This is a genomic window from Bradyrhizobium sp. 40 (genome assembly GCF_023100925.1).
In the GTDB taxonomy this organism is placed as follows: Bacteria; Pseudomonadota; Alphaproteobacteria; order Rhizobiales; family Xanthobacteraceae; genus Bradyrhizobium.
The window spans coordinates 5,517,856-5,531,254 of sequence record NZ_CP064688.1 but is presented as its reverse complement, the minus strand read 5'-3'; the positions used below and the strand labels follow the sequence as shown (position 1 = coordinate 5,531,254).

The 13,399-nt window shown below is 61.5% G+C and carries 15 protein-coding genes; 7 read left to right on the top strand and 8 right to left on the bottom strand.

The features are described 5' to 3' along the window. Positions 1 to 217 precede the first annotated feature (217 nt). The 3 genes from IVB40_RS26590 to IVB40_RS26580 all read left to right on the top strand — a co-directional run bounded on the left by IVB40_RS26590 (position 218) and on the right by IVB40_RS26580 (position 1,986). Positions 218 to 730, top strand: a complete 513-nt coding sequence (locus IVB40_RS26590) for a cupin domain-containing protein (RefSeq protein WP_247816782.1) — start codon at positions 218 to 220, stop codon at positions 728 to 730. 197 nt (positions 731 to 927) lie between these two features. Beyond that, positions 928 to 1,326: a hypothetical protein gene (locus tag IVB40_RS26585; protein WP_247816781.1), complete on the top strand. Its 399-nt coding sequence runs from the start codon at positions 928 to 930 to the stop codon at positions 1,324 to 1,326. Between the two features lie 207 nt (positions 1,327 to 1,533). Beyond that, complete coding sequence (locus tag IVB40_RS26580) at positions 1,534 to 1,986, top strand: GNAT family N-acetyltransferase (RefSeq protein ID WP_247816780.1); 453 nt, start codon at positions 1,534 to 1,536, stop codon at positions 1,984 to 1,986. A gap of 168 nt (positions 1,987 to 2,154) precedes the next feature. Here the strand turns inward: IVB40_RS26580 and IVB40_RS26575 are convergent, their stop codons facing one another. Continuing rightward, positions 2,155 to 3,432 (bottom strand): L,D-transpeptidase, encoded by a 1,278-nt coding sequence (locus IVB40_RS26575; RefSeq protein ID WP_247819599.1) that lies wholly within the window; start codon positions 3,430 to 3,432, stop codon positions 2,155 to 2,157. Between the two features lie 252 nt (positions 3,433 to 3,684). Between IVB40_RS26575 and IVB40_RS26570 the strand changes: the two genes are divergently transcribed. Continuing rightward, positions 3,685 to 4,824 (top strand): transglycosylase SLT domain-containing protein, encoded by a 1,140-nt coding sequence (locus tag IVB40_RS26570; protein ID WP_247816779.1) that lies wholly within the window; start codon positions 3,685 to 3,687, stop codon positions 4,822 to 4,824. 255 nt (positions 4,825 to 5,079) lie between these two features. Here the strand turns inward: IVB40_RS26570 and IVB40_RS26565 are convergent, their stop codons facing one another. The 3 genes from IVB40_RS26565 to IVB40_RS26555 all read right to left on the bottom strand — a co-directional run bounded on the left by IVB40_RS26565 (position 5,080) and on the right by IVB40_RS26555 (position 6,784). Then, positions 5,080 to 5,430 (bottom strand): hypothetical protein, encoded by a 351-nt coding sequence (locus tag IVB40_RS26565; protein ID WP_081747933.1) that lies wholly within the window; start codon positions 5,428 to 5,430, stop codon positions 5,080 to 5,082. A 434-nt stretch (positions 5,431 to 5,864) separates the two neighbouring features. Beyond that, positions 5,865 to 6,131: an HGGxSTG domain-containing protein gene (locus IVB40_RS26560; RefSeq protein WP_247816778.1), complete on the bottom strand. Its 267-nt coding sequence runs from the start codon at positions 6,129 to 6,131 to the stop codon at positions 5,865 to 5,867. Further along, positions 6,128 to 6,784, bottom strand: coding sequence for a hypothetical protein (locus IVB40_RS26555; RefSeq protein WP_247360102.1), 657 nt, complete (start codon positions 6,782 to 6,784; stop codon positions 6,128 to 6,130). Before IVB40_RS26555 ends, IVB40_RS26560 begins: the two co-directional genes overlap by 4 nt. 436 nt (positions 6,785 to 7,220) lie before the next feature. Between IVB40_RS26555 and IVB40_RS26550 the strand changes: the two genes are divergently transcribed. Continuing rightward, a complete protein-coding gene (locus IVB40_RS26550; protein ID WP_247816777.1) occupies positions 7,221 to 8,195 on the top strand; it encodes a tripartite tricarboxylate transporter substrate binding protein in 975 nt (324 codons plus the stop codon). Here IVB40_RS26550 and IVB40_RS26545 read toward each other — a convergent pair. Next, positions 8,182 to 8,667, bottom strand: a complete 486-nt coding sequence (locus tag IVB40_RS26545) for an NUDIX domain-containing protein (protein ID WP_247816776.1) — start codon at positions 8,665 to 8,667, stop codon at positions 8,182 to 8,184. The genes IVB40_RS26550 and IVB40_RS26545 overlap by 14 nt on opposite strands. Positions 8,668 to 8,769: 102 nt before the next feature. Between IVB40_RS26545 and IVB40_RS26540 the strand changes: the two genes are divergently transcribed. After that, positions 8,770 to 9,834: a DUF1236 domain-containing protein gene (locus IVB40_RS26540; protein WP_247816775.1), complete on the top strand. Its 1,065-nt coding sequence runs from the start codon at positions 8,770 to 8,772 to the stop codon at positions 9,832 to 9,834. Positions 9,835 to 9,884: 50 nt separating this feature from the next. Here the strand turns inward: IVB40_RS26540 and IVB40_RS26535 are convergent, their stop codons facing one another. Next, entirely contained in the window at positions 9,885 to 10,841 is a 957-nt protein-coding gene (locus tag IVB40_RS26535; protein WP_247816774.1) for a lytic transglycosylase domain-containing protein, read from the bottom strand. A 182-nt stretch (positions 10,842 to 11,023) separates the two neighbouring features. On the opposite strand from IVB40_RS26535, the gene IVB40_RS26530 reads away from it, so the two are divergent. Next, entirely contained in the window at positions 11,024 to 12,058 is a 1,035-nt protein-coding gene (locus tag IVB40_RS26530) for a L,D-transpeptidase (RefSeq protein ID WP_247816773.1), read from the top strand. Here IVB40_RS26530 and IVB40_RS26525 read toward each other — a convergent pair. Beyond that, positions 12,055 to 12,330 carry a hypothetical protein gene (locus tag IVB40_RS26525; RefSeq protein WP_027516602.1) on the bottom strand — a complete coding sequence of 92 codons (276 nt, stop codon included), beginning with the start codon at positions 12,328 to 12,330 and terminating at the stop codon, positions 12,055 to 12,057. The two genes, IVB40_RS26530 and IVB40_RS26525, sit on opposite strands and share 4 nt — an antisense overlap. A gap of 79 nt (positions 12,331 to 12,409) precedes the next feature. After that, the gene (locus IVB40_RS26520; protein WP_247816772.1) at positions 12,410 to 13,267 is read right to left on the bottom strand and encodes a VOC family protein; all 858 of its coding nucleotides are present in this window, start codon (positions 13,265 to 13,267) and stop codon (positions 12,410 to 12,412) included. Positions 13,268 to 13,399: the final 132 nt, after the last annotated feature.

Genomic DNA, 13,399 nt, shown 5'->3' with positions numbered 1-13,399 from the left:
GCCCCAAGCCAAAGAGCGCCTCAACCGCCGCGACGTCCGCCGGCGCGGGCCGCTAACGGTCAGCTTTTTGACCCACTGCCGACGTAGGCCGGACAGTCAGCTTTTTGACAATACTCGAATCGCCGCCCGATCAATAATCTTCTAGGTTCGCAGGTCGCAACGCCATCACGGCTGAGCGCAATATCTGGTGGTGATGAGTCTACGGGAGGTCAATCAAATGTTCCGCATGACAATCGGCTTCATGCTCGCGATGTTCCTCGCAGGGCAAGCATCGGCGTCGGACATACGAAGAGTGGTGACGGGACCCGACGCAAAGGACAGCAAATCGGCTGCCATAATGGACGGCCGGATAGCGATAGCACCATTGGCGAACGATCTGGGTTCGGCAAATCTTTGGGTCACTAGCGGGTTGCCTATCATTCCATCAAAGGGGGACACGAGAGATAAATCCGTTGGTGTATCTCCTCCTGAAAACGGTACTCAGTTCGGCGTTGTCGAGTTTGCCCCATTCAATGCTGATCATCCCACTCCGCCGATCTGGCATCGCACTCGCACCGTTGATTACGTCGTGGTCCTTGCGGGGGAAATCGACTTGATGCTCGAAGACTCCGTGGTGCATCTCAAGGCCGGCGACACGGTCGTCCAACAGGCTACCAACCATGCCTGGGTCAATCATGGAAAGGAGACTTGCCGCCTGGCATTCGTGTTGATGGATGCGAAAATGCCGTAGGTCAGAAGGTCTGCTGCTGGCCCATCTGCGAAGTTGCGCCTGGGCGGTCGGAAGTCCGCTCGTTGAGCCAGAGCGGACCAGATTTGCTCAACTTGAGTTCTTCGCGTTTTGACCCAAAGCGGCCATAAAAGGCTATTCGACTTGGCAGTGGGCAATGATGAGCTATCGCACCCAATGTTGCCAAGTGAGTACGCTCAATGAAGGTTGGAACCAAAATCCTAATGTCCGTTTTGGCGGTGTTACCATCGAGTATCGCGGCTCAGTCACCAGATCGCATGGCGGCGGACACATCGTCACTTCTCTGGCGTGACGGCTACGTCAACTGGCGGGGCAAGCTCATTAAGCCGCGCTGGCAGGTAATGACCGCCGACGACGGCACCAAATTCGCAATTGATCTAAGCACGAAGCCCGCCCACTCCGCCACTGCCTACATTATCGATGGAGATGCCTTTAACAAGAACAACCTCTTCGAGTTTCACTTTGACTGCGACGGCAAGTTCTCCGAGGTAATTAGCAACATGGACTTGAAGCGCAGTCAAATTGTAGCGCCGACAGTGCATCGACTGGTCTGTGACGACGCGCGGAAAGCCCCCTGAGTTTTCTCTCGACGAGTATCAGTAGTTGGCTTCGGCTTCTGGCCCGTTCCGGACCAACTGCGCCGGCTCCACCATGTCAGCTGTTCGGGCCGGACTGGAAGAGACAGTAGAGGTCTGCACCGACGCGATTGCCCCAGAAGAGACGTGTTGCGCATAGCTGCGATAGGTTCGCTGGGGTACGATCGGCCGAGACCTTGGGGTTCATAAATGCTGAGGCGACTTGCGATTGAAGACATGGATGCTGCGGCCGCTGTCCATCGTACGGCTTTCGACCAAGCTCTGCCAACTCTGGCCGGGCTCCACACTCCAGCGGAGGACCGTTGGTTCTTCAGAGAACGCATTTTTCCGGCCTGCCAACTCTGGGGCTGGTCCAGCGGCCAAGAGCTCGTTGGCTTTATAGCGTTTCGCGATGCATGGATCGACCAACTCTACGTGCTCCCAACGTGGCAAGGCCGTCAGATTGGCCTTACGCTGTTGAATGTTGCGAAGGATCGATTTGCGCACCTGAGCCTCTGGACCTTCCAGCGAAACCAAACTGCACGCAAGTTCTACGAGAAGCATGGTTTTCGGCTTGTCTCAGAGACAGATGGCGCACGCAACGAAGAGAAAGAACCCGATGTTCTGTACTCGTGGCGACGTGACCATCTCCACCAGGAATGACCGCTTGTGGGCCCATAGCTGACCTGCCCCGCGCAGCCGGTCCATGACCGCTTGCGACCCCTTAGCGGACCTCGCGCCGCAGGGCTCAGGTGCGGACATCAAGTTGTCGTCGGACAATTCCAGCGGGTTGCGCAGCGACATCGTGTGTTGGTGGGTCGCGCCGCCGCGTCAATGCGTTACCACGATGAAATCCGTGTCTTTTCCTGTCTCCTGGCTAATTCCGTTGTCGGAAACAATCAACGAAGAGGCCGGCGTCAGGAGTTCAGAAATCTTCTCAACCGTATCCTGGGGCATTTCGATACGATTGAGCGCAGCGTTGGCTTTGTCGGGTAATGGTTCCGGCGCGGTTTGCTTCGCGGGCGCTTCTCGCCGTTTCGTGGCAGCTTCGGACATACGGGGCAATTCCTCTGGAATCGACACGACGCTCCAGCGAATAGCCGTCCCCTCGTTCTGGAATTCCATTGCGGTAAACACGTGCGTTCCCAGCGGCTCCTCCGGATTGTCGATCTTGACCGGGACATCAAACAACGGCGTGAAGCCCTGACGCACGAACAGCTTGCTCAACTTGCGACTGACGAAGATGGAGATCGGGACGATCTTTTTGGGCACGCTTGCAGCGGGAGCCGAGCCCGGCTCCTGGAAACTGGCGGCTTCTGGAGTCTCGGCGTTTGACACCACTGATCCCTGCGTTGCCGCGGCTGCACCGATGCTCTTGGTTGCGACGGTGGCACTCTGGAATTCGGACGAACCGGACGCGGCTTTCGGTTGAAAAAGATGCGGATTGGTTATCTCGACCGGCTGGGCATCACCATGCGCAATGATCACGCGCGTGCCGCGCTTCGTGAGATGCCAGAGTCGAACGGCAAAATCATCTTTCAAACGGATGCAGCCGTGTGACGCTGGATGCCCAGGCACGACACCGGCGTGCAACGCTATCCCTGACCAGGTGATGCGTTGCATGTAGGGCATGGGGGCGGCGCTATAAATATTTGAACGGTGCCATCGTTGTTTGCTGATGACGCTGAAGACGCCGAGGGGCGTCGGATGCCCTTCCATTCCCGTGGACACCGAAGAGCGTGCAATCAGCGCCCCGTTGTCAAAAAGCGAGACCCGTTGGTCTGCTATCGAGATGATGATCTGGAGCGGGCCCTTCGGAAGGGGCTCGGGCCGAACGCTCTTCGCCGTTTCAGAGTTTGTCTGCCGATGGTGGTGCTTGTCTTTGTACGGAGCGTATTGGCTTCGCCAGAACGTGTGTTGGGGTCCAAACAGAAATTGAGCGTGTGCGATCCCCGCAGGGAGCATGAAAATGGCGAATACAGCGATTGATATCGCACGCTGCATTGGTGGTAATTCCTTAACGAACATCGCCCGGTCCCATAGGCGCGGTTCCATCGTTTCGAGACGATGCGCGAAGCCGAAGCCTGATGCGTCATTCTGACAGCGCACCAAGCCTCTCCTCCAAATCCGGTCGCAGTGGGTCGAAAATTGGACCGAGCTCACAATTAGCGTGGGAGTTGCCGCTGGAGACGGGCGCGATTGCTTGTGATCGACGCGTTGCAATGGGGCAACACGTTTTAGAAAAATCGACGAGTGGCCGTTTGTGCCATTGCGCGACCCACATTGATCCCAAGAATGAGCCTCTTCGCATGCTTGGCTTTTCTACACGGCTCCGGTGGAGCCTATGGGGGCGACGGCATCATGAACCCGCGGCGACTTACGATAGTGGCGCCGACGTTTTGCGGAACGGTCGTTCTCGCGGGGTGGATCGTTGGCTGGCTGGCCGGCTTCGGTCCGGCCGGCTCCGAGAACGCCCGCGCAGTGACAGTCCAGGACCGCGCAGCATCTCTCGCCGCCACCGCGAGGCTCGCGGATGAACCGCAGGCAATCGCAATGGGCAACACCGGACCCGCGGACGCCGCTGTCGCTAGCGCCGAAGTGGCGACAGCCGCTGAGCCCGCGGCGGGGACGGCCACCGACACGACGGCGGCCTCGGATAAATCGGAATCGATCGTCGTGGCCGCGTTGCCCGGTCCGTCGCAAACGCTGTCGGCCGATTTACCGCCTGCGCAGGACTCGGTGGACTTGGGCCACCACGATGTCGCCCAGCCGGCGCCGACCACGTGCGGTGCATCCGGCGGTGCCTCCAGCACGGGGCCGCGGGATTTCCGGTATCTCATTTGTTATGTCTGGTCCGAACTGCCGCCTGCCGAGAAGCCGGCGGCGATCGTCTTGCGTTCGTTCAAGGACATCCCGGTCGGGACGCCGGTGGAAGAGATCAAGCGCGCGTCCGACGCTTTCGGTCTGGATTTCACTTTCATGAAGGCCGTGGCCAAGGTCGAGTCCGGTTTCGACCCCAAGCAGCGCACCGGGTCGTATATCGGGCTGTTCCAGCTGAGCAAATACGAGTTCGGAAAATTCGGATCCGGAGACATTCTTAATCCCCGCGATAATGCCGTTGCGGCAGCCTACAAGGTCATCACGGAAGGCATTCTATTCCAGTGGGTGACGCACAGGAAGCCGGACTTGAACGATCTCTACCTGATCCATCAACAGGGCTGGGAAGGCGCCGCGGAGCACCTCAGCCAACCCAATCGCATCGCCTGGAAATCGATGTGCGCCACTGGCGAAGGCAGGGAGAAGGGCGAAAAATGGTGCAGGCGCGCGATCTGGGGCAATACGCTTCCGGCCGTCAAAGAGGCGTGGAAATCCGTGGAGAAGCTGACGTCGGAAGCGTTCGTCGGAATGTGGCGCGAGCGGGTTGCTCATTTCCAATCGAAATACATGGGCACCGCGACCGCCGACGCCGAGCGGGCGCAGGCGCCAGTGAATGTCCGTTGAGTGGTTAGCAGGAGTTGCGGCACCCGCGGGCGAGCGGGGCTTCACCGTCGCCGGTCGCGCGGATGCACTTTACATCGTCAACGACGCGCTCGGGTCGTTCTTGCTGCTAGCGAGGCCATCGATCAGGTGCTGATGTCTGCTTGTGGCCCGAAGGCTAAGTGTCCGGCACGCCGGCAGCTAGGGCCATAGCGGGCATCGAGAATACGCGGGCAGATCGACGCGAATGACCCGAAGCGGAGCACCTTGAAAGTGAAGTCAAGTCATGATTCCGGGCATGAAGCATCGGACGCGCGGATGGCCGTCTATGTAATGCCTCCAGACCATTGTACGGCCGAAGCGGTTTGGTTCTGTGACAACCGCACCGTCAGGTACGAGCACCCATTCGCCGTCGATGAGGACACGGTAACGGCCCCGACTGGACTCCCAATCGGCATCGGACACTATGTATCCGTCGGCATCGGTACAGCACTTTCCAAATTCGCTCTGCAAGCTTTCGAACCAAGACTTCAGCGGAGAATGGTCGTATCGGCCATCGTCGCGCGCAAGGACCGGCGTCAGTAGCAACGCTGACCCCAGCAACGATGCCGCAAGTTTCGCTGGAAACATCTGTTTGCCTCCGCGATATTCGCCCGCCGATCCGCTGGCTTGGTGCGGCTTAGGCTGGCAACCCGGAAACCAATTCCGTTGCAACTGCCGCTGACGAGTGACGACAGCTACGATCGCTCGATGCTGTGATGGGACAGTTCATTCCCATCCCCACTGACGTGAGTCCGGAAGTTCGAGCGAAGGTTCAAATACGACAACGCTTCAACTAAAGGTCAGTGCAGCTGCTTCTTTGGCCTAGCCTGCCCTTAGCCGACCTCCAGGCTGGCGCAGAGCTTGTCGCTCATGACGGCGTAGCCGACCAAAGCCCTTACAGACCAAAGGAAATGACCCACGGTGGAAGTCTGCAGGGCATCTGTTGCGGGTCTCTGCAAGCGTGTTCGTCAACAACGATTGCGATCTACGCTGGTCGCCCGCAACGTCTATTCGGCAACTCGCTACAGCTCCGCAAGGAGCTTCAACGCATCATCCAGCACGGCCTGGTCCTGCGTTCGTTCAGCGACCGCATCACGCGTGAATGCGCCATGCGTTCGCGCATTCTGATTTCCCTTCGGCGCGCCTGTTCTCCGTGCGCCGCCGTGCATGCGGCAGCGGACCTTGCCGTGCACGGCCGGCGCGCGGCAGGTGGTGCCGTTTCGCGTTTCGGCGCCACAGCGCGGGCTCGTCCACATCGCACGCGTGTTGCGAATGTGGTCGCCGCTCATGCATTGCTGCCTTGCCTGGATTCGGCCTGTTCGCACGCGCCGGCCTCACGCGGCGGGACCAGTCCTGCGGCTGTCGCAACGTTCGGCTCCGCGACGATCAGGCTCGCGTGTTGCGTCACGTTGCCCACGATCGCCCTGCCGCCATCCTGCACCGACAAGTTCCGGACCGTGATCGCACGCTCGCCGTTGTTGCGGTGGCGGCTGAGTGCCTCGATCTGGCTTGCGAAGGTGCGGGCCAGCCGGGTCAGCGCGCGTGTGAGGCTCTCCTGCTGCGGAATGTCATCGGTGAGGGCGAGGCGGCAGGCGGAGCGCATCGCTGCCGCGTGAACCGACGCCATCTGCACCGCGAGCATGGCCTCGATCGAGTCCTTCGGCGCGATGCTCTTCACCAGCGAGATCATGAATGCGAGATTGGCTTCATCGGGCTTGCGTCCGGTCATGCTGGCCTTCACCAATTGCTTGAGGAGGCCATGCAGGGCGTCGCGGTCGGCGGCGCCGAGCGCCTCGGCCAGCAGCCGTTCGCCGGCTTGCGGGTCGGCATGGAGGATCGCAATCCCCCGCTTGTAGAGCTTGATCCGCGGGCTCGCGTCGGGGCCGCTGCGATCGTTTGCCGCAACCGGCAGCGTGCCGTGGTGTTTCGCAGATGTCGTCATGTGCTGTGTCCTTTGCTCGCGCGGGCTCATTGCGCGCGAAATCAATCGCTCGCTGCGCGCCTGTGGGATTTTTGAGATGTCGATGAAGGGCTTACGCGCAATCGCCGCGAGCCCCCGTGGTCGGGCGGCGTGGACGCTGGCGATTGTTGCGATGATGGCATTCTGCCAGTGTTTTGCCCGACGAGTCAAACGGCATTACGAAGCGCGCAATCCTCGTTCGTGCCAATCCGCGTTCGTGCAAGTCCTTGTTCTTGCAGTTGCCGGCTACTGTGCATGGGGTTGTTTTCGCATTTTTGTTTCGGATCGGCCCTGACCTGCCGCGCGACGGAATGCCGGCGCGCAAACGCGATTGCGAAATCCGGCGCGCCCGCTCATCATGATCTGCGAATGCGCTGCGTCATGCCAAAGCGGCGCGATGCGTCTGGGGAGAAAACGAATGCAACGAATGCTTCGCCTGCTGGCGATCGTCGCCGGATTGTGCGTGACGACGGAGGCCCTCGCGCAGAAATATCCGGTGCGGCCGGTCAAGATCATGGTCGGCTTCAGCGCGGGCGGCCCGGTCGACGTGGTCGCGCGCATCGTCGCCGATCGGCTGAGCAACAAGCTCGGACAAGCCTTCGTGGTCGAGAACCGCGCCGGCGCCAACGGCATGATCGCCGCTGAAGGCGTCGCGCGTGCGGAAGGCGACGGCTACACGATGCTGGCCTGCAACTCCTCCACGATCACGCTCAACAAAACGCTCTTCAAGGACATCCGCTACGATCCGGAAAAGGACTTCGCGCCGCTCACCACCGTCGTGTCGGCGCCGCTCGTGCTGATGGTCAATCCGGACAATCCCAAGACGGCCAACATCAACACCGTCGCCGATCTCGTCGCCGCGGCAAAGGCTGCGCCCGGCGCGCTTGCCTACGGCTCGGGCGGCAACGGCAACCTCGCTCATCTCGCCATGGAGTTGCTCAGCCAGAAGGCCGGCGTCAAGATGATCCACGTGCCCTATCGCGGTGGTGCTGCGTCCGAGGTCGGCATCCTCGCGCAGGAGGTCCTGGCGGTGTTCGATCCCTTGTCCGCCGTGCCGCTGGTGAAGGCCGGCAAGCTGCGCGCGCTCGCGGTGTCCTCAGCCGAACGGCTGCCGGCGCTGCCTGATGTGCCGACCGTCGCTGAAGCCGGCTATCCCGGTTTCGACATCTCGTTCTGGGTCGGCTTCTTCATGCCAAAGGCAACGCCCGCGCCGACGCTCGAGATGCTGCACCGGGAGATCGTCGCCGCAGCCAAGGATCCGGTGTTACAGGAGCGGCTGGAGACGCAGGGCGTCGTCAGCGTGCTCAGTCCGGCTGAGTATGCTGTGAAGATCGCCAAGGAGACCAGGGAGCTCGCCGAAGTGGTGGCGGCGGCGAACATCAAGGCGGAGTAGCGCGTCTGGTTGGCGTGATGCCGACCACCTGAGCCAGCCGCTCGAGCAGCGGGCGTTGTCCTGCGTTGATCTTCTCGTGCGCTTCTGCGAGCGTGAACCATTCTGCACGGTCGACCTCAGGGAAGGTCTGGCGTTTGCCGCTGCGCGGCGGCCATTCCATCTCGAAAGTGTTGCTGCGAATGCTGCGCAAATCCACGTCGAACTCGGCCGCGAACGCGGTGACGACCTTTCCGCCGCGCTGCTTGACCCGGCCAAGCGAAGTCAGCGGCACGGACAGCTCAAGTCCAAGCTCCTCGGCAAACTCCCGTCGCGCGGTGGTTTCTGCGTCTTCTTCGTCGGCATACTCGCCCTTCGGGACCGACCAGGCGCCGAGGTCCTTGTTGCGCCAGAACGGCCCGCCGGGATGAACGAGCAGGACCTCGATCTCCCCGCGCTTCCGATAGGCAACGATCCCGGCACTTTTCGATGGCATCGCAGGTTCCGTGCAGGCAGCGCATTCGCCCGGGAAAAAGTGGAACAGACGGTTTTAGCGCAGGTTAATAGCCAACGCTTTAACCGAACAAGGGAGTGAACCATGATCCGCCTGTTGGCAACGACCGCCTTAGGGCTGGTGCTGGCGAACGCCGCCTTTGCGCAATCGCCAAGCAGCAACACCAAGTCCGAGCAGACGCCGCAATCCCAGTCCAATTCCGCAGCTCCGTCCAACACGTCGCCGTCTGGCGCAGCACAAACGCAGCAGTCGCCATCGCAGCCGCAGCAATCATCAACGCCGGGAGCGTCGACACAGAATACCCAGGCGACCACTCCGTCTTCCGGGTCGGCCAATTCCGGCTCGGGGACCAACGCCACCAACAGCGCGGACACGTCCTCCCGGCCGCCGAGCGGTACGGCAAACTCGAACCAGACACAGGATCGCTCCAATCCTCCGGCGAACACTACCAATCAGACGCAGCAGGCGCCTGGTTCATCTGGAACCAACCAGGCCCAGCAATCGCCAAACACGCCGAGCAGCAATCAGGCTCAGGACCAGCGGACCGGTGCCAATTCACAGGCCGCCGTCCGCACTGACGTCAACCTCAACAAGCAGCAGGAGACCAAGATCAGCGCGTCCATCTCCCATCTCAACGTGCGGCCGCTGACCAGCGTCAATTTCTCGCTCAACGTCGGCACGGTCGTGCCGCGCGATGTCCAGCTATCGACGCTGCCACCCGACGTGGTCGAGATCGTGCCGCAATATCGCGGCTACAGCTTCGCGCTGGTGAAGGATGAGATCGTCGTGGTCGATCCGGCGACATACAAGATCGTGACGGTGCTGCCGTACTCTGGACAATCCACGGCGACAACGACGACGACGCGCGAGCGCAGCGCCAGCAAGTTTTCGGATCGCGACCGCGAAGTGATCCGCAAGCATGCGAAGACCCGCACCGAGGGACGGAGCGAACGACAGACCACCGGCAGCACTGCGCGATCCGAGATTCACGTCGGTGACCGCGTTCCCGAGAGTGTCGAGGTCGAGGAATTCCCGAGCACCGTCTACCGGGACGCGCCCGACCTGCGCGAGTACCGCTACATTCACCGCGATACGCGGACCTATGTCGTCGAGCCGGGCGAACGCCGCATCATCGAGGAGATTGACTAATCCACGGACCATCGGAAGCCGCTCCATCGAGCGGCTTCCGGATTTGCCCATCAGCCTGAAGATCGTTCGCGCGCTGCAAAACGAATGGCGCGGGCCTTCGCGCTCTTTCCCGCCGCGCGGGCGGCGATCATGCTGCGTGCCTTGCCCGGGGTGCTCTTTCGGATCAGGGACGCGAGCCGCTTGCGTGCGCGGCTGGCGGTCAATCGCGCCGCCAGTTGCTCTGCCTTGCGAATGATGGTCGTGACCGAGAGCGTCAGGTTCACCGGAACCCAGGCGACGTCTTTGGTCTTGGACAGGCTGCCGATGCCTTCGCATGGCGCCTCGCGCGGCAGGTCGATCCGGATCGCGAGGGCTTCCGCACGTTCGGTCCAGTCCTCGGCCCTGGTGCCGGTGATGATGCGGACATAGTCGCGTGTCTCACGCGGCAGCTCGCTCTCTTTGGCAAGCCATTTCTGGATCCGGCCGGGGCCTGCGTTGTAGGCGGCTGCGGCAAGTCCGAGATTGCCGAAATCGTCGCGCAGCTTGCGCAGAAATTTGGCCGATGCCGGCAGCGCCTTCATCGCATCGAACGGATCATCCAGCCCGACCTCGGCTGCCGTCTTCGGCATGAACTGTGCGACGCCTTGCGCGCCGGCCTGGCTGACCTCGTTGGACTTGAAGCGGCTCTCCTGCCAGATCAAACGCGCGAAGAACGGCACGGGAATGCCGCTGGCTTCGGCAGCGCCACGAAGCGCGTGGCAGAAGCGCTCCATCGGCGAAACCGGCGCCTGCGCGACGGGTTCGACCGCTCGCTGCGGCTCGGGTGTCTCCTCATAGGCCGCACGCGCATTGGCGAGCTCGAGGGCCTGCACGCTTGCAAGGAACAGCTCGACCACCGGAACAAGTGGCGCGGCCTGAGTGTTTTGAAGAACGGTGTGATCGAAAGCTGATGTTTGGCGGGACGCCGACGGATCGAAGTCGCACATCAGAATCATGAACGCGGCGCAAGCCGCGACGACAAATCGCATTTGCTGGAGCAACCTCGAACTGTGGGTGAACGGCCAGCGGTGCGCCGGCGATAAGGAGTTATTAACCGAGGGATTGCGGCAAAGCTGCGGTCTCGTCGGTTCCGCCGGTGTTACTACGGTGTTCCCGACGGGAAACTCTCTTCCCCGCGATTTTGCGGGCATGGCGAATTGGGACGAGCGAGATGATGCGGTGGATGCTTGGCGCGGTGATTTCGCTGTCGGTGATCTCTCCGGCGCTTGCGGGCAATCTCGATGCAGCAGCGGTAAACGACGCTGCGCGTCCCGCAAAGCAACCTGCTAGCGACAAGCTCAACGCATCGATCGTGAAGCTTCAGATTCTGCTCGACCATGCGCGGTTCTCGCCCGGGGAGATCGACGGCAAGCTCGGCGAGAACGCGCACAAGGCGCTGAAGGCATTCGCCGAGCAGAACGGCGTTGCATCCGACAAAGCGATCGGACCGGAGCTTTGGGATAAGTTGAATGCCGCGAACGAAGGCCCTGTCCTCGTCGAATACAAGATCACGGACGCGGATGTGAAGGGCCCGTTTCTGAAGGAACTGCCCGGCAAGCTCGATGACATGAAGCAGCTGAAGGCGCTGAGCTACACCAGTCCGCTCGAAGGGCTTGCCGAGAAATTCCACATGAGCGGAGACCTGCTTCGGACGCTCAATCCCGGCAAGTCCTTCGACAAGGCTGGAGAGACGATTACCGTTGCGAATGTCTCTGCACGAAGCGAGCTGCCAGCCGCTGCGCGGCTCGAGATCGACAAGAAGAACGGCACGCTGAAAGCATTCGACGGGGGCGGCACCCTGATCGCATTCTATCCCGCGTCAATCGGAAGTCCGGATCGTCCGACGCCGAGCGGTACGCTCAAGGTCACCAGCACTCACGAGAATCCGGTCTATCACTACAACCCCGACTACAAGTTCAGAAGCGTCAAATCGAAAAAGCCGTTCGATGTTCAGCCGGGCCCGAACAATCCGGTGGGAGCATACTGGATCGGCTTATCCGCTCAGGGTTACGGCATCCACGGAACGGCGGAGCCTGACAGGGTCAGCAAGTCCGCGTCGCATGGCTGCGTCAGGCTGACCAATTGGGACGTGCGCGCGCTGGGCGAGCACGTCAAGCGCGGCACGCCGGTGGTCTTCCTGGATGCGCCGACGGACTCCTCGTCCAGGCAGCAGGTGAAGTCCGGCGGCAGGCGCGCCTCGAACTAGTCTTTAGGAAAATCCTTGCGCATCGCGATCTCGGCGGCATCGCCGGGCGATAGCACGGTCTGGTCGAACGCTGCTTGCGGCCTCGTCATGATATCGTACAGCGAGATCCCCTTGATCGGCTTGCCCATGAGCTCGCGGACGCAGTCGGCGAGTGTGCCGTTGTAGACGAGATAGGGCGGACCTCGATCCTTCTGCCTCTCGCCTTTCAGCGACGGCCACTTTTTCAGTTCGGCCGGCGCGTCATAGGCGATCGGCGATTTCTCTTTAAACATGCGCTTGGCCCCTGAAGGCGCGGGTCGCCCGGAAGCCTAGGGCGGCCCGGTAAAACGCTTGTTAAAGAATTAGTTCAAATCAGCCGGCAACAAAGGCGAGCAGGGTGCCGTTCGCCTTGGCCGGCGGCACGCAGATCGCAGACCCGCTGCGCACGGCTGCCGAACCAAGCGCCTTCTCGGTGGCCGCGAGATCGCCGCTCACAAGCACCAGGGCAGCGCCACCGCGTTCGGAAAGACCCGCGAGCGGCACGCCGGGATAGCGTTTGTCGAGCTGCTCCAGCGTCAAATAGACGAAATCGGCCCGATCGTCACCGGATGCCACGGTCACCGCGCCGTCGGCCTCGGCCTTCGGCTCGCGGTAGATCAGCCGTCCCAGATGCGCGGCTTCCTTCGCGGGCTCGGGCGTCGCGATCAATGTCTGCTTGATCCGCTTGGCCGCATTGGCGTGCTTCATCAGCTCGGGAATCCACACCGTCTCGCGCGTCTTGTGCTGGCAGGCGAAAATGCGCACGCCGCCGGGCGCTTCCGCGGTCGGCCACATGAAGGTGCGGAATTTCGCCGCCGAGACCGTGCCGTCAGGCAGCGTCACGGGCCGTTCGAAATCGGTCGGGCCGATCGGCTCCAGGCCGCGCGCGCGGATCTCCTCCGCGCCGGCGGTGGAATCGACCGCGGTGAAGGCGATGCGCTCGATGCCTTCGCCGCGCTTGTCGAGGAAGGCACGCGCCGGCGCGTTGTGCTCGGTCGCCGCGAGCACGCCGAGCAGCTCCATATAATCCGGGTCGAACATGATGGTGTAGTTGCCGGTGCCCATATGTGCGCTGTGAGTGCCGCGCGGCGAGATGGTGAAGCCGAGCTGCCGGTAGTTCTCGGCGGCTTTGTCGAGGTCCTGAACCATGACCACGGCGTGGTCGATACCGATGACGTTCTTGAGAGCCACTGTTCTTTCCCCGCATGCAAACTGACTGGACCGCCGCTGGCGGCGCAAGTTCTGTCTACGCCGGATAAACGGTCAAGTCATTTTCAAATCGGCGGGACATGCGGAAAATTCATTCCGCGAAAGGCGATATCG

Bases quoted from the DNA above. Each gene is read 5' to 3' on its own strand.
- IVB40_RS26545 (WP_247816776.1), bottom strand. From the start codon at position 8,667: ATGCCATCGAAAAGTGCCGGGATCGTTGCCTATCGGAAGCGCGGGGAG.
- IVB40_RS26525 (WP_027516602.1), bottom strand. From the start codon at position 12,330: ATGTTTAAAGAGAAATCGCCGATCGCCTATGACGCGCCGGCCGAACTG.
- IVB40_RS26565 (WP_081747933.1), bottom strand. From the start codon at position 5,430: ATGTTTCCAGCGAAACTTGCGGCATCGTTGCTGGGGTCAGCGTTGCTA.
- IVB40_RS26530 (WP_247816773.1), top strand. From the start codon at position 11,024: ATGATGCGGTGGATGCTTGGCGCGGTGATTTCGCTGTCGGTGATCTCT.
- IVB40_RS26555 (WP_247360102.1), bottom strand. From the start codon at position 6,784: ATGACGACATCTGCGAAACACCACGGCACGCTGCCGGTTGCGGCAAAC.
- IVB40_RS26570 (WP_247816779.1), top strand. From the start codon at position 3,685: ATGAACCCGCGGCGACTTACGATAGTGGCGCCGACGTTTTGCGGAACG.
- IVB40_RS26580 (WP_247816780.1), top strand. From the start codon at position 1,534: ATGCTGAGGCGACTTGCGATTGAAGACATGGATGCTGCGGCCGCTGTC.
- IVB40_RS26590 (WP_247816782.1), top strand. From the start codon at position 218: ATGTTCCGCATGACAATCGGCTTCATGCTCGCGATGTTCCTCGCAGGG.
- IVB40_RS26550 (WP_247816777.1), top strand. From the start codon at position 7,221: ATGCAACGAATGCTTCGCCTGCTGGCGATCGTCGCCGGATTGTGCGTG.
- IVB40_RS26585 (WP_247816781.1), top strand. From the start codon at position 928: ATGAAGGTTGGAACCAAAATCCTAATGTCCGTTTTGGCGGTGTTACCA.
- IVB40_RS26560 (WP_247816778.1), bottom strand. From the start codon at position 6,131: ATGAGCGGCGACCACATTCGCAACACGCGTGCGATGTGGACGAGCCCG.
- IVB40_RS26535 (WP_247816774.1), bottom strand. From the start codon at position 10,841: ATGCGATTTGTCGTCGCGGCTTGCGCCGCGTTCATGATTCTGATGTGC.
- IVB40_RS26540 (WP_247816775.1), top strand. From the start codon at position 8,770: ATGATCCGCCTGTTGGCAACGACCGCCTTAGGGCTGGTGCTGGCGAAC.